We start from the raw sequence: 25,727 nt of genomic DNA on the forward strand, positions 1-25,727 counted from the left end.
TTCACTCCGACTCTGGATTGGAGGCGTGGACGATTGATAGTGGGGTAGCAGGCTCTTTGCGGCTTAGTTCTCCGATGAAGTAGATAAAGAGAGACAGAAGGACCAAACCGCCGCCAAGGATGGTATGGGGACCAGGACGCTCGAAAAGGACGATCCATACCCAAAGTGGACCCAGCACGACCTCAAGCAGCCACAGAACAGACACTTCAGGGGCGGAAATCAGACGGGGCCCAAGAAATGTGAACGTATTCGCCAACGGCATCACAACGCAGCCCAACAGGAGCGCATAGCCGATCTGGGTACTGTTCATCTCGCCGATTTCGGCAAAGGGCAGCGCCAAGGCGGCCGCGATAATCCCACCAAGGACCAGCGCGGGCATGCTGTCATCTAGCTTGGACATGCGGCGCAAAACCATGTTCAGGCCTATAAAGGCCGAAGCCAGCATCGCGACTAAGCAGCCCAACAAACTTTGGAGCCCGTACTCTTGGTCCAAATGAGTGAACTGATCCCAAAACTCATTGCCGACGATAACGATAACACCAACAAAGCAAGCAAGAATGGTGAGGGCCAACCTGAATGAGATATGATCACCCAGGAATAACCAAGCGAAGCTTGCCGAAAACATCGGTCCAAGCGCGATCATAACTAGCACATTGGCGACGCTGGTCATGCCAAGCGACGAGACAAAGGCAAACATGGTGAGCGCGAAAAGCACGCCGAACCAGATGTCGATCTTGCCAAAGCCCTGCTTCAGCTTGAGAAGGTTTTCACGATGAACCAGCCAGACAAAGGGCAACAACGCCACCGACATCAACCCGCCCTTGAAAACGATTATCGAATAGACGTCAGTATCAATCAGGCGAACCAACAATGCATCGGGAGAAAACGCGGCAACACCCAGCAGTGTCAGCAAAACCCCTTTTTGTCGTTTGGAAAGTGCCATGCTCAGGCCTCCTCGCTTACACATAGACAACAGTCCTTTGCCGAGCATTGACCCGCGCAGGAGGCGGCGGTTTTGTAGGTCAAAATTTCGGGGATAAGCGCTTCCGCCCGCAGACGAGTACCGGTGGCCTGGCTTTCGTTGAAACCCAGTGGCATTTCATCAGCAAGCTCTTGTAAGCGAAGCCGCTGGGTTCTGGGGAACAGCCTGCCGGAACAGCGCAGCCCGTTCAATCGGGCCCAAGCAGCATATTTCTTGTCATGCTGATGTGGTTGATACGCGCTAAGTTCGTCCGGCCCGACATGTTGACCAAGACTCAGGAAACCGGTTTCCCTTGCGGCCTCCAGCAATTCCAAACCCGCCGCCGTTCGCACAATCAAGGCGTTAGTACCTTGGTCCGTATCCTCGTCTGCGGGATCCGGGCCACCGCCAATCCACGTGTCGGAGACTGCGATATCGGCAGTTTCCCCGATCCCATCAGGACAGATCTTGCAGCGGAAAGGCATCGGCCAGCTGCCGCCGTCCGGATCCAGAAAATCTACATAGCGTCTGTGAACGACCTTACCGTCCCGGGTCTTCATCGTGGTCGGCCCGGGACAACCACGCCCGCGATAGCGCATCGCAACTAACGCGTCTGGATCGACCCCGGCCTTTTCGACCATTCGGTCAATGTCGCGCGATACTGTCGGACCTCCACAAACGAACGCCAGACGATATTTCACGAACTCAGCAATGCGCGGTTCGGTCTCCGCAAGGTTTGCGAGCGCTGAAAGATCGCAGGGGCGTCCGATGTAAGCAAAAGGCAACCCAAGATCCAGCGCCTCGGTTAGTTTTGTCAAAGGCGCAGTAGGGCCATATCGCGATCCCGCGGCTCGCAAGACCTCGGCCTCTGAAAAACTTAGGGTCGCTTCACCGAACGTGGGGTTTTTGACGCTTGCTTTGACATGCAAAATGAAATCTACCCGACCCGTCGCCAAAAGCATCGAGGCAAGAGCTGTCAGAACGCCGCCGGTGGACCCCTCCCAACGATGAAGGGCATCGCCGGCATGAGCGCGCACGATTGTTTTGTAATGCCCCCACACCAAATCTGTTTTCGTATCAGCTTCTTGGCTCAAGGCATCGCTGGGGCCTTCGACCCGAAGCCCAGGACAGAACTGCGCGACCAGATCGAAGTCCTGTAAGTTAAACGATCTGGTCGCGCAGGGGCGCAGCTCTTTTTGGTCGGAGATAACCATCTGAACTTTTTCCGGCCCAAGGATGTCTGCGCAAAGCCCGCAGTTGGTGCACAGGTGCTGATCGACGATGGCCTGGAACCTTTCGGAATGTGCCATTGGATTTCCTTTCTCGATTGGCTGAGCAAAGCGTTGCCGGGCCTCCGAAAACGGTGGCTGTGCACTTTGAAGTGGGAGTGGCTTCTCTACGGGGTCTTAAGGGGCTGTGACGCGGTCAAGTCCGTGAAGGCGGAACATCAATACAGGATGGTCCCTTTTACAAGGTTTAGCTTTTTATTGTCCATAAACTCATGTCCGGCAAAGACCGTGTCATACAACCGATCTTCTAGATAGGTGTCTGGCAAACGCTCGGTTTTGACATATTGACGATGCTCTTGGCCCGGGGCCGCGATCGGGACGTTTGATTTGGCGTTATAGGTGCAATGGGCGACTGTGCGCCGTTCCGCCCCTTCGGCAAATTGTTCCGAAGAGTGCAGCGCCAGAGGGTGGAACACTAGGACGTCACCCGGTTCCAATTCGCAATCGACGACTTCGTAGCCACGCGACAAGATCTCATTCACCCGGCCTTCGTCTGCCATCAACACGTTGCCGCGGTCAAAATCGATCCGTCCAAGCTTGTGTGTCCCCTTGGCAATACGCACACAGCTATTGGCCCGAGAGTTTCGGTCTACTGCAACCGAGCAGGAAACCAAATCCGGCGTCAGCGCGGTTTCGTACCAGAATTGATAGTCCTGATGCCAATCGACTTTACCGCCTGCGTCCTCATCTTTTCGAACCAGCTTCATGTGCCAAAAATATCCTTCTTCTCCCAGGATATCCTCAACGATGTCCATCATCTTGTTCAGCCGGGGCAAACATCCGATGTAAGAGTTATCCGTGACAGTAGACACCGACGTGTTCCATTTTCGACCCATAGAATCGGGGATGCCCTGCTCAGAACCATCAAACGACGGATCCGCGTCAATCGCTGTGCGCAGAGGTGCCAGTTCATCAGGCGTGAAGAGTTCGCGAACGATTATAAAACCATCTTCGTAGTAGGCATCTATCTGTTTTTGCGTTAGTCTTTTGGGTGGCATTTTTTCACCTTTCCTAAGGTTGAAGTTCCTTTTTTGAAAATTATTCAGGATTGCACTCATGGCAAATTGAGTTATTTTTGAGCTATGTAGAAAAAAGTTACAGTAAATCATTAAAATGAAATCTATCCTATTGAAATTAAACGCAATTAGAGCGTTCGACGCAGCTGGAAGAAACGGAAGTCTTACCGCTGCAGCGGAAGAGTTAAATGTCAGCCACCCCTCGGTGGGAAGGCATGTGCGCGAGCTTGAGCAATATCTTGGCGTTTCGCTTTTCAGACGCTCTCACCATGGAATGAAGTTGACATTGGCCGGGCGTGAATTTCTAAAACGAGTCTCCCCGGCCTTGCAGGAAATTATTGACGCAGCGGATTTTGTCAGCGCCACGGATTACAGCCATATCGTCGTCAATTGTGAGCCCGCTTTTGGGCTGAAATGGCTGGTGCCAAATATCCGCCGCTTCGAAGAAGAGCATCACGACATTGATGTGACCGTTGTTTCCTCGCGAGAGTTGGTCGATCTGGAGAAATTCGAGGCAGATCTTGCCATCCGGCATTCTCGTACACCGTTGGACAGCGGGGCCTACCTGATATCGGACAGCGCGATGTACCCTTATGGCGCGCCTGGTTGCATTGACGACCCATCGCCAGAAAACATCGCGCGGCAACCGTTGATATTTGAAGAGCGTATGGAACTCTGGCTGGACTGGTTCCAATGCGCAGGCGTATCGGATTTTCAGGTTCCAAAGCGGCTTAAGAAGCTGTCAATTGAAATGGCGATTGAGGCGTCTTGCTCAGGCTCGGGGATCATTTTATCCTCGAGCGAGCTTGTGCATGAAGATGTAATGCGCGGGCGTTTGGAGCGCGTATCGGACGTGGGTTGTCAAAACGGCAGTTATTATCTGATCCGGCGCAAGGAATCTTTTAAACGCAAGGCGATAGACTTGTTCCAAGATTGGTTGCTGTCGAATACCGAAATATTCCGCCAGAAAGTTTCTTAGCGCCACGCGCCACGGAAATTCTTACCCGCACAACGGAGAGTAACTTTGACAGATGAAAAAGGAGCCTTGACCAGCTATGAACTGGCGCCAGACGGGCTTAGCCGTGTGGCAGTGGAATACGGGAACCCGGCCTATCCCGAGCCGTTCCGAGCCTTGGTTGATGGGCTAGTGCGCAAACGTCTGGGGGATGCGTTCGGGTTAACTGCGTTTGGCGTGAATCTTGTCGAATTGGAGCCCGGGTCCGCCACATCTCAAAAGCACTGGCATACCTTGCAGGACGAGATGATTTTCGTACTTGATGGACAATTGCGCCTTGTCACGGAAAAGTTCGAACTTGATCTTGGCCCGGGTGATTTCTTTGGTTTCAAGGGCGGCGTCGCCAATGGCCACCACGTCAAGAACGTCGGATCCGCGGCTGGGCGGTTGATTGAAATTGGCAGCCGCGAAAACGGGGATCAAGTGACCTACAGCGAGGTGGATATGGTTTGGGACGGCGCCAGCAAGAACCCCTTTCGCCGTAAGGACGGTCGACGCTACTAAACAGCGCACTCATAGTGACCTCACGAAGCGCCAAGGGTCAGGATGACAGCTGCCATTCGAGTCCGAAGCTCCAAGGACCGCTCCGTCCGCTTACTCGATGGTCGATCCCAGTCGCGGCGAAAGGGCGGTTTGAATCTCGTCCCTCGAAGTGGCTTTCAATGGCCGGTCTGGCGGTATCGGCTGCAACGCAGCGAACAGTGTGCCGCCCCTGCGAGGGGATACTGCGCAAGCAAAAGCTATAGGAGCAAAAGTCAGCAAGCCTAGCGACTTGCCGGTTCGCGACGTGTCCAGCGGGTGGGGCTTGTTCAGACCCTAAGGGGTCGTCCATCTTTGGAAGGTCGGCAGGATATTCAGGGCGGATTAACCGTGGGCATCAGCTGATAGGTTCTTTGTCTGGGCGGATCAAACAGCCTGTAGGCAACGCGCTGTCCCTTGCCGTGTTGCGGTCGGCCCAACAAGATCAGCTTGACCGCTTCAATCAGCAAGCGCTGAACCCTCCAAATTGAAGGGCTACGTTGCTTGGTAGCCTGTTCCACAGGGGGGAGAGTCCAGCGCATTGCTGGACAAGGTATCGATCAACAGGGCAAATATCAGGTGGCTGTACAACCAGGCTTTCGCCAGACTGGTGTCCTTTGCTGGCAGACGATCAATATGTATAAGCGACTTCAAGCGCTTGAAGGCCAGTTCGATTTGCCAACGGGTGCGGTAAAGCGCCAAAACCTCGTCGGCATCACATACAGTTGCATCAAGCGATGTCACAATGATGATGAAACCTGCCGCCTCAATACTGCGTGGGTCGCCAACCCGACGATTCCGGTGCTGTTTTTTCTCAACGCGTTTGACTTCAGCGGCTCTGGCTTCTTCAGGCTTTGCCCGAAGTATCAATCGAGCGGGCAGCAAACGCCCGTTGGTCCGGATTGCGACGGGAATATCAGCGGTTTGTTCGGGCATGACCGTACCTAATGCGTCCAGCAAGTTGAACGTGTCGCCATTGGGAGACGATAGCGAAAACGCGCGCCAGCCCGAGCGGACGATGAAATCGGCGCCACTATCCAGAATGTGCTCCAATCCGGATGGCCTTGCATAAGCGCGATCGCCAACGACAATATCCCCAGCCTGAACCGGAAAGTGCTTATAGCTTTCACCACAATGCTTGTCAGTAATCTCAATCGCCTGGAACTCGCCCGACGCTTCGTAACGGCAGTGCAATCGCCACTCCTGACCGTTCTTCCCGGGCCCCGTTATCGTTGTTCCGTCAACCAATGAGACAACCGGGCGATCATGGGAAGGAACATCGATCTTTTCGGCCAAAAGCCTTTGGCATATTGTTTCCAGCCAGTCGGCGCTCCGGCGTAGCCGCTTCAAAACGCCAACATCTGACAAATCCGCGATCTCGGTGGACGCTGCCCAAGCCGACGTGGAGCGCAGCGAAAAGCCACAGGGTCCATAAAGCATGGCAAGCCGTAAAAGGGACTGAACATCCCCTACCTTCCGGCTGCGTTGGAAGGCACCGGTTTCCCGAGCTGTCGCCTCAAGGTCAACGACATCACCAAGAGCGGAAACGAACCCGCCCCAATCTTTAAACTCGGGGAAGAAATCAGTCATACCCCTTCTGAATCAGAACAAGACTGATTTGGGAATCCCTTAAGTTAGCGCCTATGGGGCAGAGCCCCCTAAAACGGCATCGGATGCGCGCGATGCGCATGTCCAATGTCCTTCAGAACCTCAGCCGAAAGCTGCAGATCCTTCCCTGCGATGATATATTCCAACTGCGCTACCGAAGTCGCACCGAAAATGGCCGACATCATGAAGGGACGCGTCCGGCACCATGCCAGCGCCATATGGGTGGGGTCCAGACCATGCGCCGAGGCAACTTCAAGATAGGCTGCCACCGCATCAAACACCCGGTCCGACTTGCGCCCGCCCATCTCGGCCGAGATCGACATGCGCGACCCCTCGGGCACCGCGCCGCCCTGGTACTTGCCGGTCAAAAACCCTGCCGCCAAAGGCGAAAACGCCATCAGGCCCACGTCTTCATGAACGCTCAGCTCGGCCATGTCGGTGTCGAAATGCCGACACAGCAACGAATACTCATTCTGCACCGACGCGACCCGAGGCGCGCCCATCTGTTCGGACAGGCGCAGCCACTGCGCGATGCCCCAGGCGCTTTCATTCGACAGGCCGAAGGCGCGGATGTTGCCCTTATCGACCTGCGTCTGCAGGGCCTCAAGGCACTCCTGCATGTTGTCCAGAACCTCGTTGGTGTTGTGACCCGACGGGGAGTAATTCCAGTTCTGCCGAAACATGTAGCTGCCGCGATTGGGCCAGTGAAACTGATAGAGGTCGATATATTCAGTCTGCAACCGCCGCAGAGAGCCTTCGATTGCCTCAGGGATGGTCTGCGCCGAGATCGGCGCGCCGTCGCGCACGTAAGACATGCCCGACCCCGAATGCTTGGTGGCCAGAACATAATCGCCCCGGCGTGCCGCGTTGGCCGCGTTCCAGTTGCCCAGAATCTCCTCGGTCCGCCCGATGGTTTCCTTCGAGACCGGATTCACCGGATACATCTCGGCGGCATCGACGAAATTGATCCCTGCCCCCAGCGCCAGATCCATCTGCGCATGCGCATCCGCCTCGGACGTCTGCGTCCCGAAGGTCATCGTTCCCAGACACAGATCAGAGACCATGATGCCGGTACGACCCAATGGCTTCATTTCCATCCGTCACCCTCCTGAAATTTGCGACAGCCGCGCGTTACGCCTCGGCTTTCTTTTCCCAACGGCCCGATTCTTCGGACCAGTACTGTGCCGAACACCCCGCGCCGGTCAGGGCTTTCCACTGTCCGCGCGCATGGTTAACGGCCTGTTCGTCATTGCCATCAAACAGGATGCAGACCCGATCCAACGTGGCAACCTCATCCGGTTCAACCGCAGCCCCATCCACCGACATAACGCAGGTGGCGTCATTTGCCGCGTGCATGTCCGAGGTCAGCAGGATCGGCTGCATCGCATCGTGCGGCCCGCCTGCGCGGCCATGGGGCAGGAACGCTTCCTCGGGCCCCAGCCACAGCTTTTCATCCAGCCAGTCCAGCCGGGCGGGATCGGTGCCCCGCACGGCAATCCGCCACCCGGCTTGCTGCGCTTTGTCCAGCAGCACCGGCAAAGTGTGCTCCAGCGGCCTCTGGGTCAGGTGGTAGAAATAGACGGCCCCCATGGTTTACTCGAAATTGTCCTGCACAAAGCGGCTAAGCGCACGGACACCCCAGCCAGTGGCCCCTTTGGGCGCGTAGGAGGTCTCGGACGCGACCGACGCCACCCCGGCAATGTCCAGATGAATCCACGGCGTGTCATCCTTGACGAACCGTTGCAGGAACTGCGCCGCCGTGATCGAGCCTGCGGGCCGTCCGCCCACATTCTTCATATCAGCGATGCGGGATTTCAACTGCTTGTCATACGCCTCACCCAGCGGCATCCGCCATGCGCCCTCATCCTCGGCCTGCGCCGATTTCAGGAAGGCATCGCAGAACGTGTCATTGTTCGAGAAGACACCGGCATTTTCATGCCCAAGCCCGATGATAATCGCACCAGTCAGGGTCGCCAGATCGATCATGCCCACCGGTTCGAACCGCTCCTGCGCGTACCACATCACGTCGCACAGCACCAAACGCCCCTCGGCATCGGTGTTGATGATCTCGACCGTGTCGCCCTTCATCGATTTGACCACATCGCCGGGACGTGTGGCATTGCCCGAGGGCATGTTCTCGACCAACCCGACAAGCCCGACCACATTGGCCTTGGCCTTGCGTTTGGCCAGCGCCCGCATGGTGCCCGCAACAACACCCGCACCGCCCATATCCATGGTCATGTCTTCCATGCCACCAGCCGGTTTCAGCGAGATACCACCGGTATCAAACACCACGCCCTTGCCGACCAGCGCCAGAGGCGCATCGTCCTTGTCACCGCCATTCCACTGCATGACGACCACTTTCGACGGGCTGTCCGAACCCTGCCCGACGCTCAGCAATGTGCGCATGCCCAGTTCGGCCAGCTTGTCCTCGTCCAGCACTTCGACCTCAAGACCCAGCTCGGCCATCTCGGCCAAACGATCCGCGAATTCGGTGGTGGTCAGCACATTTGCGGGCTCGTTGGTCAGGTCGCGGGTCATCCGCACACCGTCGGCGACCGCATACATCGGCGCAAAGGCGGCTTCGACTTCGTCCGGTTTCTGGTGACTGATCGTGACCGTGCCCGGCGCGTCGCTTTCCTTGGTTTTGTGCGCGTCAAAATCATAGCAACGCAGGGCAAAGCCCAACGCCAGATCCTCGGTGCGGGCAAGATTTCCGGCCATGACCAGCAAAGGTTGATTGTCCGACAGCTTGGCCAGCTTTGCCCCGGCCTTTCGCGCTTCATCTGCATCAGGGCGGCGCGGCAGGATCAGGATATCCAGCGCCTCGGCCGCCATTCCGCTTGGCCAGGCCAGCGACACCACATCCCCGACATTCACCTTTTCAAACCGGTCGCTTTCCAGCAGCCGCGCCACGGCCCCGCGCGTCAGGCGATTGGCGCGTTTGGCCGCCGGGCTCAGCTTTCGGTCCGCGGGAATGACGACGACGACACGCCCCTCGGCCTGTGCCATCGCGTCCACGTCGAAGGCCTGAAACTGGATGGGGACTAGACTGCTCATTGCGCGCTCCTCAAAATCTGTTCCCCAAGACCTAGCCCGCGTCGCCCGGCTTGACCAGATAGCAGTTTTCCCCGACCACCAATTGCATTAAAGTCCTGAAAAAATATTCGGCAGGCTCGAGGGGAGACGACAGTGGCACTAAACGGCAGGCACACGCCGTCGCGCATGACCATATGCGGGACAGGCCTTGGCCAGACTGCCTGTGATGCAAGCCCAGCGGGGCTGTGCCCGTGATACTGGACCGCTACTTCGCCCGCCGCTTTTTGCAAAGCTTTCTGGTCATCGGCGGCATCTTTCTGACCCTGATGATTCTGATCGACCTGATCGAACAGGTACGTCGGTTCAACGAGGTTGACCTTTCCTTTGGCCGCTTGTTGCAACTGACCTTGTTGAACACGCCCGCCGCGATCAGCGAAATGCTGCCCCTGCTGGTGATCCTGGCCACTATCGCGCTGTTCGTGGGGCTGGCGCGCACCTCTGAACTTGTGGTGACGCGGGCCACGGGTCGGTCCGGCATCCGGGCGCTGGTGGCCCCTGTCCTGCTGGCGCTGATCATCGGTGCGCTTGCCGTGACCTTGCTGAATCCGATCGCGGCAGCCACCTCCGAGGAATATCAGCGCCTGTCCGATTCCTACCGCAACAACGGCAGTTCCGCCCTGTCGATCAGCAGCGAAGGCCTGTGGCTGCGTCAAAGCACCGACACAGGTCAGGCCGTGATACACGCCCGAGGCACGTCGAACGGGGATGAGTTGCGCCTGCGTGATGTCACCATCGTCTCGTTCGATCCGGACGGCAAACCGACCCAACAGATCGTTGCAGACCGTGCCAGGCTGATCGATGGAAGCTGGGTTCTGATGCAGGCCAAGGTCTGGAACTTTGAGGACGGCCAGAACCCTGAACTGAACGCGGTCGAGCATGACCGGCTGGACCTGCCCACCTCGCTGACCCGTCAGCGCATTCTGGACACTTTGGGCCAACAGGACTCCGTTTCTGTGTACGACCTGCCGCAGCTTATCAAAGATCTGCGCGAGGCCGGATTCTCGACCAAACAGTACGAGGTCTGGCTGCAAGTCCAACTGGCGCGCCCCTTCTTTCTGGTGTCGATGGTTCTGATCGGCGCTGCATTTACCATGCGCCACGTGCGTTTCGGTGGAACCGGTGTGGCGGTTCTGACGGCGGTTCTGTTGGGCTTTGCCATCTATTTCGTACGCAATTTTGCGCAAATTCTTGGGGAAAACGGTCAATTGCCCATCTACGTCGCTGCCTGGGCCCCGCCCGTTGCCGCCATATTCCTGTCACTTGGCCTGTTGCTGCATGCGGAGGACGGGTAATGCCGCGCATCGTATCTGCGCTGCTGGCAGGTGTCCTGGTCTTTGCAGCCCCGACCACCGCGTTGAAGGCGCAAACCGCGCCTGGACCCGCGCCTGCGGATGGAGCGGCGCAGCAGGAACAGCCCGCCTTGCTGGTGGCCGACAAAATCTTCATCACGCCCGAGCGAAAGCTGGTCGCCGAAGGCAATGTCGAGGCGTTTCAGGGCGATGTGAAACTGACCGCCCAACGGGTCACTTTCGATCAGGAAACCGGGCAGCTTGTCCTTGAAGGTCCGATCCGCATCGATCAGGCCGGACAGACCACGCTGCTGGCGGATTCGGGCGAGTTGGATGAAGGTATTCAAAACGGCCTGCTGATCGGCGCTCGGATGGTGTTTGACCAGCAGGTGCAGATCGCCTCGGTTCAGGCCAATCGGGCGGCCGGGCGCTATACGCAGTTCAGCAAGGTCTCGGCCACGTCCTGCCATGTCTGCGCAAATGGCAGACCGCCTCTGTGGCAGATCAGGGCGCGCAGGGTAATCCACGACCAGCTCGAACGACAGTTGTATTTCGAAGGCGCACAGCTTCGGGTGCTGGATTTCCCGGTGTTTTATTTCCCCTATCTGCGCCTGCCGGATCCGACACTTGACCGGGCAACCGGGTTTCTGGTGCCGTCGATCCGCAGCACCTCGCAACTGGGAACCGGCGTGCAGGTGCCGTATTTCTTCAAAATCGGCGATCATAAGGACCTGACGCTGACGCCTTATGTGTCGGCCCAGACCAAAACGCTGGGATATCGCTATCGTCAGGCCTTCAAGAACGGCCGCATTCAGATCGAAGGCGCGTTTACCCGCGATGATGTGCAACCGGATCAGGATCGCGGCTATTTGTTCGCCAACGGTTTCTTCAACCTCAAGAACGACTACCGGCTGAGCTTCAATCTGCGCACCACATCCGATGACGCCTATCTTGCCGATTACGGCCTGCCGGATTTCGACCGCCTGCGCAGCGAAATCGCGCTGACCCGGATCAAACGCGACACCGCGTTCCGCACCAGTTTCATCCATTACAAGACCCTGCGCGACAGCGAGGATCAGGATGAGATCCCCTCGCGTGTGTTCGATCTGAACTATGAAAGGCGCTATTTCCCCAACGCCATCGGCGGTGAAGTACGGCTGGGATTCATTACTCACGCCCACGAACGCACCAGCGACGAGGATATTGTTGGCCGTGACATTGCGCGTGCAACCTTTGACGCGGAATGGTTGCGCAGCTGGACCTTTGCCACAGGGCTTCGGGCCGACGTGCAGCTGGGCACATCGGTGGATACGTTCGACATCCGCAATGACAGCGCGTTCCCGGATCAGGTCACACGTGCAACGCCACGCGCGGCACTGACCCTGCGCTATCCGATGACCCGCCGGGAACAATCCGGCGCGACCCAGTTTCTGGAACCGATCGCGCAGTTCGGCTGGACCGATGTGTCCGATACCGATGTACCCAACGACGAAAGCACGTTTCAGGAATTCGATCAGGGCAACCTGCTGTCCCTGTCCCGCTTCCCGGCAGAAGACCAGCGCGAGGATGGGGCCACCGCCGTCTTTGGCGTGAACTGGGCGCGGTACAAGGCGAACGGCTGGCAGGCGCTGGCCACCGTGGGTCAGGTCTTTCGCAGCGAAGCCGACCCGAATTTCAACCTGACCTCGGGCCTACAGGGCACAACCTCTGATCTGCTGCTGGCCGGTCAGATCAATACAGCCAACGGTTGGTCGCTGGCCGGGCGTGGGCTGATCGATGGTGATTTTAGCTTTACCAAGGCCGAGCTGCGCGGCGGCTGGACCGGTGAAGGCAGTGCGATCACCGGCAGCTATGTCTGGCAAGAGGCGGATCCCGCTGAAAATCTGGATGACGAGATTTCGGAAATCTGGCTGCGCGGGCGCTACCGGGTTGACGAAAACTGGCTGACCCGCGCCTCGGCCCGCTATGATCTGGCTGCCTCGGAACCCATTCGTCTGGGGCTGGGCGTGACTTATCAGAACGAGTGCGTGCAGGTTAACATGTCCGTAAGCAGGCGCTTTACATCGACAACAACTATTGAGCCTTCGACCGAATTCGGGTTTACCCTTTCGCTGACAGGATATGCCGTTGAAGGCGGCGGAAAGACATACAAGAGAAAATGCAGTTGATTACAGGTTTCGTCAGGTTTCTCCGTTCCGGTTGCTCCAAACCGGTTACTTCGGCATTGGCAGCAGCCATCTTGGCCTTGTCCGCCCCTCAGTCGGGGGCCCAAAGCCTGTTCTCACCCGCGATCCGCGTCAATCAGGACATCGTCACCTGGTACGAGCTGGAACAGCGTATCCAGTTCCTGAACGTTCTGGGCATCCCCGGCGGCACCGAGGCCGAGGTCCGGCAGGCCCTGATCGATGAACGTCTGCGCAAACAAGCCATGCGTGAGGCCGGGATTCAAGCCGCCCCCGAAGACGTGCAGGTCGGCATCGACGAATTCGCCGCGCGCGGCCGACTCAGCACTGATCAGTTCCTGCAATTGCTGGGCGACGCGGGCGTCGACCCCGAAACGGTACGCGATTTCGTGGCCGATCAGTTGGCCTGGCGCGATTATATCAGCGCGCGTTTTCTGTCTCAGGCCCGCCCCACCGAAGACGAGATCAACCGCGCCCTAGGTCAGGGCGGCGGCGGTGGCCTTCAGGTCCTGCTGTCCGAGATCATCATTCCGGTGAACCAGCAAACCCTGGCACAAACCGAGTTGTTGGCCGAAGAAATCTCGCGCCTGCAAGGGTTTGACGCGTTTTCCTCAGCCGCCGCGCAATACTCGGCAGCTGCCACCCGCAACAATGGCGGACGGCTGGACTGGCTGAACATCACCAACCTGCCACCTGCGCTGCAACCCTTGATTCTGGGACTGGAAAACGGTGAGATCACCGAGCCCGTGGGCCTGCCCAACGCCATCGCGCTGTTCCAGATGCGCGGTATTCGCGAGGTCTCGACCGGCGCGCCCCGATATTCGAAAATCGACTACGCGGTCTACTACCTGCCCGGCGGGCGCAGCGGTGACACGCTGGCCCAGGCTACCCGTCTGCGCGAAGATATTGACACGTGCGACGACCTGTACGGCATCGCCAAGGACCAACCCGCCGAGGTGCTGGAACGGATCGAGGCCGCGCCATCGGAAATCCCGCAGGATGTTGCCGTGGAACTGGCCAAGCTGGACCGCAACGAGGTGTCTACGGCGCTGACCCGCAACAATGGGCAAACGCTGATGTTCCTGATGCTGTGCAACCGCACCCGCGATCTGGGTGAAGATACCTCGCGCGTTGATGTCGCCAACGCCCTGACCCAGCAACGCCTGCAAGCCTTTGCCGAAAGCCTGCTGGAACAGCTGCGCGCCGACGCATCCGTAACCGAGCAATGACAACCCCCATCGCGCTCAGCTGCGGTGATCCGGCGGGCATTGGCCCTGAAATCGCCGCCAAGGCATGGGCTGAACTGCGCGGCACCTGCCCGTTTTTCTATATCGGCGACGCATCTCACCTGCCCGCCGGCACACCAACCCAACACATCGCCGACCCGGCCGAAGCTGTTCAGATCAGCCCAAACGCGCTGCCCGTACTGCATCTGGACTTCCCGGCCCAAAACACACCCGGACAGCCCGACCCCGCCAACGCCCCCAGCGTGATCGACGCGATCGAACGTGGCGTGGCGCTAGTGCAATCTGGCGGGGCCTCGGCGCTTTGCACCGCGCCGATCCACAAAAAGGCCCTGATCGACGGGGCCGGGTTTGCCTATCCGGGCCATACCGAGTTTCTGGCCGCACTGGCGGGGCGACAGCGCGTTGTGATGATGCTGGCCAGCGCGCAGTTGCGGGTTGTTCCCGCCACCATTCACATCCCCCTGTCACGGGTGCCACAGGAACTGACGCCCGATCTGCTGACCGAAACAATCGCGCTGACCGCCGACGGGCTGCGCCGCCAGTTCGGCATCGCGCATCCAAGGATCGCTATTGCGGGGCTGAATCCCCATGCCGGTGAAGGCGGCAAGATGGGCACCGAAGAGTTGGATTGGATCGCGCCCCTGATCGCCGGTCTGGACAGCAAGGATTGCTCCGTCACCGGCCCGCATCCGGCAGACACGCTGTTCCACGCCGCCGCCCGCGCCCGCTATGACGCGGCCATCGCCATGTATCACGACCAGGCCCTGATCCCGATCAAGACGCTGGATTTCGACCAAGGCGTCAACGTGACCCTCGGCCTGCCCTTCATCCGAACATCCCCCGACCACGGCACCGCGCTGGACATTGCCGGGCAAGGCATCGCCAACCCCACCAGCCTGATCGAGGCCCTGAAACTCGCCCAACAGATGGCACAAACCCCTTGATCCTTCACCTGGCTGAAAATATCCCCGCCGGAGGCAAAAAATCTCTGGCGCTCCCCCATCAACCCGCGCCACGATAACCGGATCATGAGCGCTATCGACACCCTTCCCCCTCTGCGCGAGGTCATCGCGACCCACCAGCTGTCGGCCCGCAAATCGCTGGGCCAGAATTTTCTGCTGGACCTCAACCTGACCGCCAAGATCGCGCGTCAGGCCGGGGATCTGAGCCAATGCGACGTTCTGGAAATCGGCCCCGGCCCCGGCGGCCTGACGCGCGGGCTGCTTTCGGAAGGTGCGCGCAAGGTTGTGGCAGTGGAAAAGGACACCCGCTGCATCGCCGCCCTGAACGACATCGCCGCGGCGTATCCGGGCCAGCTTAAGGTGATCAACGGCGACGCGCTGGAAATCAACCCGCTGGAACATCTGACGCCACCGATCCGCGTCGCCGCCAACCTGCCCTATAACGTGGGCACCGAGCTTCTGGTCCGCTGGCTGACCCCGCCCGAATGGCCGCCCTTCTGGCAAAGCCTGACCCTGATGTTCCAGCGCGAGGTCGCCGAGCGCATCGTCGCCCAACCCGGCAGCAAAGCTTATGGCCGCCTTGCCATTCTCGCCCAATGGCGGGCCGAGGCGCGCATCGCCATGTCACTGCCCCCCGGCGCGTTTACGCCCCCGCCCAAAGTCTCCAGCGCCGTGGTCCACCTGACCGCCCTGCCCGAGCCGCGCTATCCGGCCGATGCAGCCACGCTGTCGCGTGTTGTGGCCGCCGCCTTCAACCAACGCCGCAAGATGCTGCGCGCCTCGCTGAAAGGCGTGGCCCCCGACATCGAAGACCGCCTGATCGCAGCAGGGATCAAGCCCACAGAACGCGCCGAACAAGTCCCGCTTGAGGGTTTTTGTGCGCTGGCGCGCCAAATTACGAACCGCTGAACAAAAAAAGCCCCGGACAATGTCCGGGGCTTTTTGAAATCGTCTATCGGGATTTACTCAGCCGCTTCCGGAGTATCCCCATCCGTTTTGGGCGCACCCTCTGACGCAGGCGCAGCCTTGGGCTTGCGCGCTCGCGGCTTACGGGCGGGTTTTTCTTTTTTCTCGGGCGCTTCAGCCGTTTGGGCGTCGCCTTTGTTTTCCGGTGTTTCGACCAACCCGCTTTCAGGCGCCGACGCCTCGGGCGAGAAATCCATCACATCGGGTTGCGGTGCCTCGGCCGGGTCGGCCTGACGGGCGGCTTCGCGTTCCTGCCGTTCGGCGCGTTCGCGGTCACGCTCGGCCTGACGCTCGCGGTTCTGGCGCTCCTGCTCTTCGCGGCGGGCTTCGATCTCGCGCTGTGCCTCGCTCAGCATCCGCAGATAATGCTCCGCGTGCTGCTGAAAGTTCTCGGCTGCGACACGGTCGTTTGACAACTGAGCGTCGCGGGCAAGCTGGTTGTATTTGTCAATGATCTGCTGCGGCGTGCCACGCACCTTGCCCTCGGGGCCCGAGCTGTCAAAAACACGGTTTACGACGTTACCGCCGGAAGGACGATTGCGGTTGTTCTTGGCCCGCGAGCGGGATTTGGAAGATCTCATCTTACTTTACGTCAGCCTTGTCATTCGCTGTCGACCAACCCGTGTTCTGCACTGCTCTGCGGCGTTTGCCATGACGGGAAGTCAACTTTTTTGGGCTTGGCGTCAGGGGTGCGCTGCAACAGCGTCAACCTCGCCGACTAATCCTGAGTAAACATGTCCTGCCCCGGCAGACAAGAGGATTCTCGGATATTTCGCAGCTTTTTTACCTAAACCGGCGTTTTTCGACCTCATACTGTTGATTTCAAGCAGGCAGACGCGCGCCCACGACGCGGTCACGCCCCTCCAAATCCGGGATCACGCGGATATCTGCTAGACCAGAGGCGTCGAACAGCGCGGCAACCTGCGCGGCCTGTGTAGGGCCGATTTCAACCAGAATGCGGCCGCCGGGCAGCAGAAAATCCGGCGCATCGGCGGCCAGATGGCGATAGGCGTTAAGCCCGTCGCCCTCATCGGTCAGGGCCATCCGGGGTTCATGCTCGCGCACTTCCGGGGACAGATCGGGCATTTCCGTCAGCGCAATGTATGGCGGGTTCGAGACGATCAGGTCGAACTTGCCCTCGACTACCTCGAACCAGTCCGAGCGCAGCACTTCGGCGCGCGCTTGCACATTATGCTGCACCGCATTGGCGCTGGTTTGCAGGCAGGCGGCCTCGCTCAGATCCACGCCCACCCCGCTTGCGCTGGTGCGTTCAGCCAGCAATGTGATCAGTATACAGCCCGAGCCGACACCAAGATCCAGCACATGGTCGAACGGCTCGCTCAGCGCGGCTTCGATCAGCGCTTCGGTCTCGGGGCGCGGGTCCAGAACGTCGCGGCTGACATGGAACCGGCGACCATAGAATTCACGCTCACCCAGAAGATGCGAGACTGGCACCCGGATGGCGCGCAGCGAGATCAACTGGTCGTAGCGTTCGGCAATGTCGGGCGGCAGTTCTTCGGGCGCGATCAGAGTGACCCGACTGGCTTCAATCCGCGCCGCATGGGCCAGCAGAACACGGGCGTCCCGCGCCGGATCTTCCACGCCCGCAGCCCGCAGGCGCGCCGTGGCGGCCACCATGGCCTGTGCCGCTGTTTGCACCCCGGTCATTGCGCCATCTCGGCCAGCAGCCGGGCCTGATCATCGGCGGTCAGTGCGTCGATCACTTCATCCAGATCGCCCTGCATCACCTGATCCAGCTTATAGAGCGTCAGGTTGATGCGGTGATCCGTCATGCGGCCTTGCGGGAAGTTATAGGTTCTGATCCGTTCCGACCGGTCGCCCGACCCCACCTGACTGGCCCGATCGGCCGAGCGTTCGCTGTCGATCCGCTGCCGCTCCAGATCATAAAGCCGCGTTTTCAGCACCTGCATCGCGATCTCGCGGTTGCGGTGCTGCGACTTCTCGGAACTGGTCACCACAAGGCCTGTCGGCAAGTGGGTGATCCGCACCGCCGAGTCGGTCGTGTTCACGTGCTGCCCACCCGCACCGGAACTGCGCATCGTGTCGATGCGGATGTCATTTGCGTCGATCTGGATGTCCACATCTTCAGCCTCGGGTAGAACCGCCACCGTCGCTGCCGAGGTGTGAATACGCCCGCCGCTTTCGGTTTCAGGCACGCGCTGCACCCGATGCACACCGGATTCGTATTTCATCCGGGCAAAGACATTGTCGCCCTTGATGTGGGCCACAACTTCTTTGACGCCCCCCAGATCCGAGGCCTGTTCCTCGATAATCTCGAACCGCCAGCCGCGACTTTCCGCATAGCGCTGGTACATGCGCAGCAGGTCCCCCGCAAACAACGCGGCCTCGTCCCCGCCGGTGCCGGGTCGGATTTCCAGCATCGCCGGGCGGGCGTCCGCCTCGTCCTTGGGCAGCAAGGCCAGTTGCAGCGCATGTTCGGCTTGCGGAATCTGCGCCTGCAATTCCGGGATTTCTTCCTCGGCCAGTTCCTTCATATCCGGGTCGGACAGCATCGCCTCGGCCTCGGACAGATCGGCAACCAGCTGACGCCACGCCATGATCTGGTCAACCACCGGCTTGAGGTCCGAATACTCCTTGGCCAAAGCCGCAATGTCCCCGCCCGAGGCACCATCAGCCATGGCCGCTTCGAGGTATTGGAATCGCTGGGTTATCTGCTCAAGGCGTTCTTCGGGGATCATCCCGGCGGTGTCTCTTAATCCGGGGCTTTGGTCAAGGGCTAGCCTTGTGCTAAGATTCTGCCCATGAAACGGTTTGTTCTTGGATTACTGCTGTGTGCCTCGCCTGTTATGGCGGATGTGACCGGCCCGAATGGCAAGGTTCAGGACTGTTATTGCACCGACAAAACCGGCACGCGCGTTGAACTGGGTGAGATGATCTGCCTGCAGGTCGATGGCCGCATGTTCATGGCGCAATGCCAGATGTCACTGAATGTGCCCATGTGGCGCGAGGTGCAGGAAGGGTGCTTGTCGTCTGGTTTGCCGTCCGACTGGCCGGATCTGGAACCTGCGCCCGACACCGCCGCGTCCTAAGCGACACCTGCGGCGTCACATCTGCCCCAACCACCCATCAACCCGCGCCTTGTTCACTCCAAAATCCTTGCGGCCAAAGCGCAAACGCCCGTGAATGCGCAGGACATCCCCATCCTGTTGGGCCGTCGTGTAGTCCGGGAAGCCGATCACCTTGGTGCGGGTGATGTAGGTGATCATCCCGTCCCCAACCGATCCGGCCAGAACCGTGGTGCGCGGTGCCGCCCTTGCAATCGCATCCAGACGCGCCAGACCATCCGGACCCGCCTCAACCACACGCAAAACGCCGCCCTGTAAGTCACGATCCGCATCGGCCTGAGGGGCCACGTGCCAGAGCTTTGGGTCTGACGGTGTCAATCGGATATAGGCCGCTATCCCAACGGCCAGAAAAAGAAGCAAACCAAGGGCTATCTTCATCACCTACCTCAACCTTTTCCCGACAGCCTATCCCGATCCGCCACCGGAACAAGATGCCCCTTGCGGCTTTACCGCGACGTCACGCCGGGCAGGATGCACAACAGCTCGAACAGCAGGTTCGCCGCCGTCAGCGCGGTATTGCCCGACGGGTCGTAAGGCGGAGAGACCTCGACCAGATCACAGCCCACCACATTCACCCCCTGCAAGGCGTGGATCAGTTGCAGCGCCTGCGGGGTGGTCAATCCACCGATCTCGGGCGTGCCGGTGCCGGGTGCGTAGGCGGGATCGAGGCTGTCGATGTCATAGGTGACGTAGACCGGGTGATCCTCGACCGTCTTGCGGATTTGCGAGCCGATCTGGGTCAGGTTCTGTTGCCACAACTCCCACGCCGGAAACTGGCGAAAGCCCCAGTCTTTGGCCTCGGTAAAGTCGGTGGCGGCGTAGCCCGAGCCGCGAATACCGATCTGGAAGGTCTTGTCGGGGACGATCAGGCCCTCTTCATAGGCGCGACGGAAGACGGTGCCGTGGGTTTCCTTCTCACCAAACATCTCATCGTTCACATCCGCATGGGCGTCCACATGGACCAGGGCCACTGGCCCGTGTTTGGCCGCAATCGCCCGCAGGATCGGCAGAGTGATCGAGTGATCCCCGCCCATCGACACCGGGATCACGTTCTTCGCCAGAATACCGTCATAGCTGTCCTTGATGATCTTCAGGCTTTCGGACAGCGAGAATGTATTGATCGCAAGATCGCCAATATCGGCAATCTGCAAACTGTCGAACGGGGCGGCAGATGTGGCCATGTTATAGGGCCGGATCATCGCGCTTTCGCTGCGGATCTGCTTGGGGCCAAACCGGGTACCCGAGCGCCACGAGGTGCCAATATCCATCGGAATCCCCAGCAGCGCAACGTCCAGCCCCGCCAGCGAGGTCGCCTGCGGCAGACGCATAAACGTGTTCGGCCCGGAAAACCGCGCCAAATCATTGCCGCTGATCGGTTGATTATACTCAGTCATGCGCGTTTGGTTCCCACTCCATCAGATCACGTCCCTCAGCACATACCGGAGGTATGGCTAACCATTGGTTAACGCCCGAGGGGTCGCGTTTACGTTTTGCCAGCCATCAGGCGCTTCCACCCCAGCAGGCAGATGATCTGCGTGGCAACATGCGCCCCGGCAATCGCCGTCGCACCGGATGTATCGAACGGAGGCGAAACCTCGACCACATCGCCGCCCTTGATGTTGATCCCAGCAATGTCGCGCAGGATGATCTGCGTCTGGATCGAGCTCAGGCCACCCCAGACCGGCGTCCCCGTGCCAGGGGCAAAGGCCGGGTCCAGACCGTCAATATCAAAGCTCAGGTAGACGGGATTGTCGCCCAGAATGCCCTTGATCTTCTGGGCCACGGCGGCGGGGCCGGATTCGTAAACCTCGCGCGCGTCGATGATGTTGACGCCCAGCGTGTCCTCGTTATGGGTGCGAATACCCACCTGGACCGAGCGTTTGGGGTCCACGATCCCTGATTTCACCGCCTTGTAGAACATCGTCCCGTGATCCACGCGCGACATATCATCGTCGGCCCATGTGTCGGTATGCGCATCGAATTGCAGCAGAGACATCGGCCCGAATTTCTCGGCATAGGCTTTGAGGATCGGGAAGCTGATATAGTGATCCCCGCCCAGCGTGACCGAGGCCACATCGGCGGCCAGAATAGTCCGGATATGATCGGTCAGCGTGTCCGGAAAGGCCGGGATATTGGCGTAGTCATAGGCCATGTCGCCGTAATCCACAATGGCCAGTTCGCTGAGTGCATCAAAGGGCCAGCCATAAGGTGCATCTGGCGATTGCAGCGCGCTGGCCTCGCGGATCGCGCGGGGGCCCAGACGTGTGCCGGGGCGATTGGTCACGGCCTGATCGAACGGCACGCCGGTTACGGCGATGTCCACGCCCATTAGCTCTTTGGTGTAAAGCCGCCGCAGGAACGAGGTCGCGCCGCCGAAGGTGTTCTCATAGGACAACCCTTTGAGATCGGGGTTGGTAAAGGCCTCGTCTACCTGATGCTTAGCGTCTTCCAGTGCCATACCTGCCCCCCATCAGCCCAGCGGCTGGGCCTTTTCGACGATCCGCGCGAAGAACGATGCGCCCACCGGTGCAATCTCGTCATTGAAGTTGTATTTCGGGTGATGCAGGCCCGCGCCCTCGCCCTGCCCCAAGAACAGATACGCACCGGGGCGTTTCTGCAGCATGTACGAGAAATCCTCGGCCCCCATCTCACGCCCGGTATTTGCGATGACCCGGTCTGGCCCGGCAACGTCCCGTGCAACCTCGGCCGCAAAACCCGCCTTGTCGGCATCATTGATCGTCGCGGGATAGCTGACGACATAATCCAGCCGCGCCTCGACTCCGTACGAGGCCGCCTGCCCCTGCACGATCTGCTCCATCCGCTGCATCACCATTTTCTGAACGGCAGGGTCGAAGGTGCGGACGGTGCCGTTGATATAGGCCGTATCGGGGATCACGTTGTTGACCGTCCCGGTATGGATTTGCGTGACCGAAACGACCAGATCGTCCAAGGCATAGTGATTGCGGCTGACAATCGTCTGAATCGCCTGCGCAATGGCGCAGGCGGCCATGACCGGGTCGCGGGTCTCATGCGGCATCGCACCGTGGCCACCGACGCCCTGGATATGCACCTCGAACGTATCGACCGCTGCCATGATCGGACCGGGCGTGGTGTAGAACGCGCCTTCGGCAAAGCCCGGCGCGTTGTGCAGCGCGTAGACCTGAGCGATGTCGAACCGCTCCATGATGCCTTCCTGAACCATGACATTGGCCCCGCCGCCCTCTTCCTCGGCGGGCTGGAAAATCAGCGCCACACGGCCGCGAAAATTCCGCGTCTCGGCCAGATAGCGCGCGGCGCCCAGCAGCATCGTGGTGTGCCCGTCATGGCCGCAGGCGTGCATCTTGCCGGGGTGTTTCGAGGCATAGTCCACGCCGGTTTCCTCGGTGATCGGCAGCGCATCCATGTCGGCGCGCAGGCCAATGGTCGGCCCCTCACCCTGCCCGTTGATGATCGCGACCATCCCGGTTTTCGCAATACCTTCGTGCAGTTCATCCACACCGAACTCGCGCAACCGCTCGGCCACAAAGGCGGCGGTTTCAAAGCACTCGAACTCCAGTTCGGGGATCGTGTGCAAATGCTGGCGCCATGTGGCCATATCGGCTGAGAAATCGGCAATTCGGTTGACGACGGGCATCTGGGGTGGACTCCTGATCGGGACTGCGGAATGGATGCATCTGACACCGGAACGAAAGGGTTCGCAATGGCCGAAAATCCTCTGATCCACGACAGCGATGCGGGTATCGAACGTTTGCTGGAAATCATGCGCCGCCTGCGCGACCCGGATTCAGGCTGCCCATGGGACATCGAACAGGATTTTTCGACGATTGCCCCCTATACCATCGAAGAGGCCTATGAGGTCGCCGACGCCATCGAACGTGAGGCCTATGATGAGCTGAAAGGTGAGCTGGGCGATCTGCTGTTCCAGTCCGTCTTTCACGCGCAGATGGCCGAAGAGGCCGGACATTTCACCTTTCAGGACGTGGTGCGTACCATGTCGGACAAGATGGTCGACCGCCACCCGCATGTGTTCGGCGACGAATCCCGCGATAAATCGGCTGAACAGCAGACGCGTGACTGGGAAACCATCAAAGCGGCTGAGCGTGCGGGCAAGGAACAGAAAGGCGCGCTGGATGGTGTCGCGGCCAACCTGCCCGCCCTGTTGCGCGCGCATAAGCTGCAAAAACGCGCCGCCCGCGTGGGGTTCGACTGGCCCGATGCCAGCCACGTACTGGCCAAGATCACCGAAGAGGCCGCCGAACTGGAAGAGGCGCGCAACAGCAAAGACGCCGATGCGCTTGAGGATGAGTTCGGCGATCTGCTGTTCGTGATGGTCAATCTGGGCCGTCATCTGGGCATCGAGCCCGAAGCCGCCCTGCGCCGCACCAACGCCAAGTTCACCCGCCGGTTCGAACAGGTTGAGGCGCGCCTCGCCGCCCGTGGCAAAACGCCGTCGCAAAGCGATCTGGCCGAGATGGATGCGCTGTGGGATGAGGTCAAGATCGAGGAACACCGCGCCAACGGCAAACTCCCGCCTGTGGACGCACCGACCGGGGCCTGAAACCGCTGGACAAGTGCGGTGACACTTGCGAGTGTCCGCGCTTCAAGACCCCGGAGGCACAGCATGGCACCGCGCAAGATCATCATCGACACCGACCCGGGACAGGACGATGCCGTCGCCATCCTGCTGGCGCTGGCCAGCCCCGAAGAGATCCAGGTTCTGGGCATCACCGCCGTCGCCGGAAACGTCCCGCTGGCGCTGACCGCCAAGAACGCGCGCATCGTGTGTGAACTGGCCGGGCACACGCATATCCCGGTCTATGCCGGGTGCGACCGCCCGCTGAACCGCCCTCTGATCACCGCCGAGCATGTGCATGGAAAAACCGGGCTGGATGGCCCTGTATTGCCGGACCCGGTGATGCCGCTGGCCGAGGGCCACGCGGTCGATTTCATCATCGACACCCTGCGCGCGCAGGAACCGGCAACGGTTACGCTGTGTCCGCTGGGACCGCTGACAAACATCGCCTCGGCGTTCCAGAAGGCGCCTGACATCATCGACCGGGTGCAGGAAATCGTGCTGATGGGCGGCGCCTATTTTGAGGTCGGCAACATCACTCCGGCTGCGGAATTCAACATTTACGTCGACCCGGAAGCTGCTGAAATTGTGTTCAAATCCGGCGCTCATATCGTGGTCATGCCGCTGGACGTAACCCATGACGCCCTGGTCACGCCCCATCGCAACGATGCGTTCCGGGCGCTGGACAGCAAGGTTGGCCATGCGGTTGCCGAAATGACCGATTTCTTCGAACGCTTTGACAAGGAAAAATACGGCTCGGAAGGCGCACCGCTGCACGACCCTTGCGTGACGGCCTATCTGATCCGGCCAGACCTGTTCTCGGGCCGCCACATCAATGTTGAGATCGAAACCCAGTCAGAGCTGACGCTGGGCATGACCGTGGCCGACTGGTGGCGGGTCACGGATCGTGCGCCGAACGCGATGTTCATGGGGGATGTCGACGCCGAAGGATTTTTCGACTTGCTGACAGAAAGGCTGGCCCGCCTATGAGCGCCGCACTGAGACTTGCCCGCCCCGAGGATCTGGATCGCCTGATGGGTCTGGTCACCGCTTTCCATACCGAGGCACAGATCGCGCAGGATGCCGATCAACGACGCGAGGCGTTGCTGCCGTTGCTGGAAGGCATCCCGCATGGCTGCATCTATCTGATCGGTCCGGGCCGCGCGCCTTTGGGCTACATCATCCTGACCTTCGGCTGGTCGGTCGAGTTCGGCGGCATGGACGGCTTTGTCGACGAGATCTACATCCGCCCTGCCGTCCGGGGCCGTGGCATCGCAACCGAAGTGCTGTTGGACTTGCCCAAAGCGCTGGCCGAGGCCGGGCTGACTGCCCTGCATCTGGAAGTCGATCGCACCAATGAAACGGCGCAAAAGCTGTATCTGCGCACGGGCTTCAAACCGCGTGAGCGTTACATGTTGATGAGCAAGCCGCTCTAGCGGGATTCCCCACGGAAAATCAGGCCCGGATTGTACATCTCTTGAACCGGGTCGTCCTGAGAGATCTCTGCCCCCGTAATCGGATAGGTTCCGGGCTCGGTGCAGGCAGATAGAACGCCAGCAGAAATCACTGAAAGAATAAGAAGGAATCTTGAAGCAGACATCGCGTCCCCCTTTCTGTAATATGTTAAGGATTACCGCGAATATTGTACCTCATATAGGAACAAGTTCACATATGAGCATGTTATTGTCAGTTTTTTCGCATCAAAATGGTGAAAAATCAGATGTTTTTCACTTGCCAAGGTTCTTTGTCTCCACCTCGTTCCCACCCAACCGGAGCTGTCGGTTTCACCTGAAATTTGGATTTTGGCAGGCAGCCCTGATAAGCTGTTTTACATGCGCTTCGGCTGCTCGGTGCGCTTTTGATGATGTCATGCCCACATTTGCGCGTGCGCAT

25 protein-coding genes are annotated in these 25,727 nt (G+C 59.6%); 11 read left to right on the top strand and 14 right to left on the bottom strand.

Features of this window, described 5'->3' with window-relative positions; all coding sequences use genetic code 11:
• Position 1: 1 nt before the first annotated feature.
• The 3 genes from ACR0C9_RS07155 to ACR0C9_RS07165 form a co-directional block, all read right to left on the bottom strand.
• Complete coding sequence (locus ACR0C9_RS07155) at positions 2–943, bottom strand: DMT family transporter (RefSeq protein WP_480780674.1); 942 nt, start codon at positions 941–943, stop codon at positions 2–4.
• 2 nt (positions 944–945) lie between these two features.
• Entirely contained in the window at positions 946–2,271 is a 1,326-nt protein-coding gene (locus ACR0C9_RS07160) for a Coenzyme F420 hydrogenase/dehydrogenase, beta subunit C-terminal domain (protein WP_480780675.1), read from the bottom strand.
• A gap of 137 nt (positions 2,272–2,408) precedes the next feature.
• On the bottom strand, positions 2,409–3,308 hold the full coding sequence (locus tag ACR0C9_RS07165) for a phytanoyl-CoA dioxygenase family protein (RefSeq protein WP_480780676.1): 900 nt from the start codon (positions 3,306–3,308) through the stop codon (positions 2,409–2,411).
• 55 nt (positions 3,309–3,363) lie between these two features.
• On the opposite strand from ACR0C9_RS07165, the gene ACR0C9_RS07170 reads away from it, so the two are divergent.
• Positions 3,364–4,245 carry a LysR family transcriptional regulator gene (locus ACR0C9_RS07170; protein WP_480780677.1) on the top strand — a complete coding sequence of 294 codons (882 nt, stop codon included), beginning with the start codon at positions 3,364–3,366 and terminating at the stop codon, positions 4,243–4,245.
• Between the two features lie 45 nt (positions 4,246–4,290).
• Positions 4,291–4,785, top strand: a complete 495-nt coding sequence (locus ACR0C9_RS07175; protein WP_480780678.1) for a cupin domain-containing protein — start codon at positions 4,291–4,293, stop codon at positions 4,783–4,785.
• Positions 4,786–5,295: 510 nt separating this feature from the next.
• Here the strand turns inward: ACR0C9_RS07175 and ACR0C9_RS07180 are convergent.
• The 4 genes from ACR0C9_RS07180 to ACR0C9_RS07195 all read right to left on the bottom strand — a co-directional run bounded on the left by ACR0C9_RS07180 (position 5,296) and on the right by ACR0C9_RS07195 (position 9,468).
• Positions 5,296–6,390: an IS4 family transposase gene (locus ACR0C9_RS07180; protein WP_480780679.1), complete on the bottom strand. Its 1,095-nt coding sequence runs from the start codon at positions 6,388–6,390 to the stop codon at positions 5,296–5,298.
• A 68-nt stretch (positions 6,391–6,458) separates the two neighbouring features.
• Positions 6,459–7,505 (bottom strand): aldo/keto reductase, encoded by a 1,047-nt coding sequence (locus ACR0C9_RS07185; RefSeq protein WP_480780680.1) that lies wholly within the window; start codon positions 7,503–7,505, stop codon positions 6,459–6,461.
• Positions 7,506–7,539: 34 nt separating this feature from the next.
• Positions 7,540–7,998: a DNA polymerase III subunit chi gene (locus tag ACR0C9_RS07190; protein ID WP_480780681.1), complete on the bottom strand. Its 459-nt coding sequence runs from the start codon at positions 7,996–7,998 to the stop codon at positions 7,540–7,542.
• Between the two features lie 3 nt (positions 7,999–8,001).
• On the bottom strand, positions 8,002–9,468 hold the full coding sequence (locus ACR0C9_RS07195; RefSeq protein ID WP_480780682.1) for a leucyl aminopeptidase: 1,467 nt from the start codon (positions 9,466–9,468) through the stop codon (positions 8,002–8,004).
• Positions 9,469–9,698: 230 nt separating this feature from the next.
• Here ACR0C9_RS07195 and lptG point away from each other — a divergent pair, with 230 nt between their 5' ends.
• The 5 genes from lptG to rsmA all read left to right on the top strand — a co-directional run bounded on the left by lptG (position 9,699) and on the right by rsmA (position 16,097).
• Positions 9,699–10,799 (top strand): LPS export ABC transporter permease LptG, encoded by a 1,101-nt coding sequence (gene lptG, locus ACR0C9_RS07200; RefSeq protein ID WP_170453017.1) that lies wholly within the window; start codon positions 9,699–9,701, stop codon positions 10,797–10,799.
• Positions 10,799–12,964 (top strand): LPS assembly protein LptD, encoded by a 2,166-nt coding sequence (locus tag ACR0C9_RS07205; protein WP_170450148.1) that lies wholly within the window; start codon positions 10,799–10,801, stop codon positions 12,962–12,964. Before lptG ends, ACR0C9_RS07205 begins: the two co-directional genes overlap by 1 nt.
• Positions 12,955–14,208 (top strand): peptidylprolyl isomerase, encoded by a 1,254-nt coding sequence (locus ACR0C9_RS07210; RefSeq protein WP_480780683.1) that lies wholly within the window; start codon positions 12,955–12,957, stop codon positions 14,206–14,208. The genes ACR0C9_RS07205 and ACR0C9_RS07210 overlap by 10 nt, the downstream gene beginning before the upstream one ends.
• Positions 14,205–15,170: a 4-hydroxythreonine-4-phosphate dehydrogenase PdxA gene (gene pdxA, locus ACR0C9_RS07215; protein ID WP_170621919.1), complete on the top strand. Its 966-nt coding sequence runs from the start codon at positions 14,205–14,207 to the stop codon at positions 15,168–15,170. Before ACR0C9_RS07210 ends, pdxA begins: the two co-directional genes overlap by 4 nt.
• 84 nt (positions 15,171–15,254) lie before the next feature.
• Positions 15,255–16,097 carry a 16S rRNA (adenine(1518)-N(6)/adenine(1519)-N(6))-dimethyltransferase RsmA gene (rsmA, locus tag ACR0C9_RS07220; RefSeq protein WP_170621920.1) on the top strand — a complete coding sequence of 281 codons (843 nt, stop codon included), beginning with the start codon at positions 15,255–15,257 and terminating at the stop codon, positions 16,095–16,097.
• A gap of 53 nt (positions 16,098–16,150) precedes the next feature.
• Here rsmA and ACR0C9_RS07225 read toward each other — a convergent pair whose 3' ends face one another.
• From ACR0C9_RS07225 to prfA, 3 genes are all read right to left on the bottom strand, one after another.
• On the bottom strand, positions 16,151–16,735 hold the full coding sequence (locus ACR0C9_RS07225; protein ID WP_170621921.1) for a DUF4167 domain-containing protein: 585 nt from the start codon (positions 16,733–16,735) through the stop codon (positions 16,151–16,153).
• Between the two features lie 241 nt (positions 16,736–16,976).
• Complete coding sequence (prmC, locus tag ACR0C9_RS07230) at positions 16,977–17,822, bottom strand: peptide chain release factor N(5)-glutamine methyltransferase (RefSeq protein ID WP_480708300.1); 846 nt, start codon at positions 17,820–17,822, stop codon at positions 16,977–16,979.
• On the bottom strand, positions 17,819–18,874 hold the full coding sequence (prfA, locus tag ACR0C9_RS07235) for a peptide chain release factor 1 (RefSeq protein ID WP_170621922.1): 1,056 nt from the start codon (positions 18,872–18,874) through the stop codon (positions 17,819–17,821). Before prfA ends, prmC begins: the two co-directional genes overlap by 4 nt.
• 63 nt (positions 18,875–18,937) lie before the next feature.
• Here prfA and ACR0C9_RS07240 point away from each other — a divergent pair, with 63 nt between their 5' ends.
• The gene (locus tag ACR0C9_RS07240; protein ID WP_170450133.1) at positions 18,938–19,225 is read left to right on the top strand and encodes a hypothetical protein; all 288 of its coding nucleotides are present in this window, start codon (positions 18,938–18,940) and stop codon (positions 19,223–19,225) included.
• A 15-nt stretch (positions 19,226–19,240) separates the two neighbouring features.
• On the opposite strand, the gene ACR0C9_RS07245 is transcribed toward ACR0C9_RS07240, so the two are convergent.
• The 4 genes from ACR0C9_RS07245 to ACR0C9_RS07260 all read right to left on the bottom strand — a co-directional run bounded on the left by ACR0C9_RS07245 (position 19,241) and on the right by ACR0C9_RS07260 (position 22,895).
• The gene (locus tag ACR0C9_RS07245; RefSeq protein WP_480780684.1) at positions 19,241–19,639 is read right to left on the bottom strand and encodes a DUF1499 domain-containing protein; all 399 of its coding nucleotides are present in this window, start codon (positions 19,637–19,639) and stop codon (positions 19,241–19,243) included.
• Between the two features lie 68 nt (positions 19,640–19,707).
• Positions 19,708–20,655 carry an agmatinase gene (gene speB, locus ACR0C9_RS07250; protein WP_480780685.1) on the bottom strand — a complete coding sequence of 316 codons (948 nt, stop codon included), beginning with the start codon at positions 20,653–20,655 and terminating at the stop codon, positions 19,708–19,710.
• A gap of 89 nt (positions 20,656–20,744) precedes the next feature.
• Positions 20,745–21,719 carry an agmatinase gene (speB, locus tag ACR0C9_RS07255; RefSeq protein ID WP_170519112.1) on the bottom strand — a complete coding sequence of 325 codons (975 nt, stop codon included), beginning with the start codon at positions 21,717–21,719 and terminating at the stop codon, positions 20,745–20,747.
• Positions 21,720–21,731: 12 nt separating this feature from the next.
• Entirely contained in the window at positions 21,732–22,895 is a 1,164-nt protein-coding gene (locus tag ACR0C9_RS07260; protein WP_480780686.1) for a M20 aminoacylase family protein, read from the bottom strand.
• A 66-nt stretch (positions 22,896–22,961) separates the two neighbouring features.
• Between ACR0C9_RS07260 and mazG the strand changes: the two genes are divergently transcribed.
• From mazG to ACR0C9_RS07275, 3 genes are all read left to right on the top strand, one after another.
• Entirely contained in the window at positions 22,962–23,819 is an 858-nt protein-coding gene (gene mazG, locus ACR0C9_RS07265; RefSeq protein ID WP_480780697.1) for a nucleoside triphosphate pyrophosphohydrolase, read from the top strand.
• 63 nt (positions 23,820–23,882) lie between these two features.
• Positions 23,883–24,824 (top strand): nucleoside hydrolase, encoded by a 942-nt coding sequence (locus ACR0C9_RS07270; RefSeq protein WP_170621928.1) that lies wholly within the window; start codon positions 23,883–23,885, stop codon positions 24,822–24,824.
• Positions 24,821–25,270 (top strand): GNAT family N-acetyltransferase, encoded by a 450-nt coding sequence (locus ACR0C9_RS07275; protein ID WP_170450121.1) that lies wholly within the window; start codon positions 24,821–24,823, stop codon positions 25,268–25,270. Before ACR0C9_RS07270 ends, ACR0C9_RS07275 begins: the two co-directional genes overlap by 4 nt.
• Positions 25,271–25,727 lie beyond the last annotated feature (457 nt).

It is taken from the genome of Ruegeria sp. C12 (assembly GCF_056537745.1).

Excerpts from the sequence above, each read along its gene's own strand:
- ACR0C9_RS07155 (WP_480780674.1), bottom strand. The coding sequence starts at position 943 with ATGGCACTTTCCAAACGACAAAAAGGGGTTTTGCTGACACTGCTGGGT.
- ACR0C9_RS07160 (WP_480780675.1), bottom strand. The coding sequence starts at position 2,271 with ATGGCACATTCCGAAAGGTTCCAGGCCATCGTCGATCAGCACCTGTGC.
- ACR0C9_RS07165 (WP_480780676.1), bottom strand. The coding sequence starts at position 3,308 with ATGAGTGCAATCCTGAATAATTTTCAAAAAAGGAACTTCAACCTTAGG.
- ACR0C9_RS07170 (WP_480780677.1), top strand. The coding sequence starts at position 3,364 with ATGAAATCTATCCTATTGAAATTAAACGCAATTAGAGCGTTCGACGCA.
- ACR0C9_RS07180 (WP_480780679.1), bottom strand. The coding sequence starts at position 6,390 with ATGACTGATTTCTTCCCCGAGTTTAAAGATTGGGGCGGGTTCGTTTCC.
- ACR0C9_RS07185 (WP_480780680.1), bottom strand. The coding sequence starts at position 7,505 with ATGGAAATGAAGCCATTGGGTCGTACCGGCATCATGGTCTCTGATCTG.
- ACR0C9_RS07190 (WP_480780681.1), bottom strand. The coding sequence starts at position 7,998 with ATGGGGGCCGTCTATTTCTACCACCTGACCCAGAGGCCGCTGGAGCAC.
- ACR0C9_RS07195 (WP_480780682.1), bottom strand. The coding sequence starts at position 9,468 with ATGAGCAGTCTAGTCCCCATCCAGTTTCAGGCCTTCGACGTGGACGCG.
- ACR0C9_RS07205 (WP_170450148.1), top strand. The coding sequence starts at position 10,799 with ATGCCGCGCATCGTATCTGCGCTGCTGGCAGGTGTCCTGGTCTTTGCA.
- ACR0C9_RS07210 (WP_480780683.1), top strand. The coding sequence starts at position 12,955 with ATGCAGTTGATTACAGGTTTCGTCAGGTTTCTCCGTTCCGGTTGCTCC.
- pdxA (WP_170621919.1), top strand. The coding sequence starts at position 14,205 with ATGACAACCCCCATCGCGCTCAGCTGCGGTGATCCGGCGGGCATTGGC.
- rsmA (WP_170621920.1), top strand. The coding sequence starts at position 15,255 with ATGAGCGCTATCGACACCCTTCCCCCTCTGCGCGAGGTCATCGCGACC.
- ACR0C9_RS07225 (WP_170621921.1), bottom strand. The coding sequence starts at position 16,735 with ATGAGATCTTCCAAATCCCGCTCGCGGGCCAAGAACAACCGCAATCGT.
- prmC (WP_480708300.1), bottom strand. The coding sequence starts at position 17,822 with ATGACCGGGGTGCAAACAGCGGCACAGGCCATGGTGGCCGCCACGGCG.
- prfA (WP_170621922.1), bottom strand. The coding sequence starts at position 18,874 with ATGATCCCCGAAGAACGCCTTGAGCAGATAACCCAGCGATTCCAATAC.
- ACR0C9_RS07240 (WP_170450133.1), top strand. The coding sequence starts at position 18,938 with ATGAAACGGTTTGTTCTTGGATTACTGCTGTGTGCCTCGCCTGTTATG.
- ACR0C9_RS07245 (WP_480780684.1), bottom strand. The coding sequence starts at position 19,639 with ATGAAGATAGCCCTTGGTTTGCTTCTTTTTCTGGCCGTTGGGATAGCG.
- speB (WP_480780685.1), bottom strand. The coding sequence starts at position 20,655 with ATGACTGAGTATAATCAACCGATCAGCGGCAATGATTTGGCGCGGTTT.
- speB (WP_170519112.1), bottom strand. The coding sequence starts at position 21,719 with ATGGCACTGGAAGACGCTAAGCATCAGGTAGACGAGGCCTTTACCAAC.
- ACR0C9_RS07260 (WP_480780686.1), bottom strand. The coding sequence starts at position 22,895 with ATGCCCGTCGTCAACCGAATTGCCGATTTCTCAGCCGATATGGCCACA.
- mazG (WP_480780697.1), top strand. The coding sequence starts at position 22,962 with ATGGCCGAAAATCCTCTGATCCACGACAGCGATGCGGGTATCGAACGT.
- ACR0C9_RS07270 (WP_170621928.1), top strand. The coding sequence starts at position 23,883 with ATGGCACCGCGCAAGATCATCATCGACACCGACCCGGGACAGGACGAT.
- ACR0C9_RS07275 (WP_170450121.1), top strand. The coding sequence starts at position 24,821 with ATGAGCGCCGCACTGAGACTTGCCCGCCCCGAGGATCTGGATCGCCTG.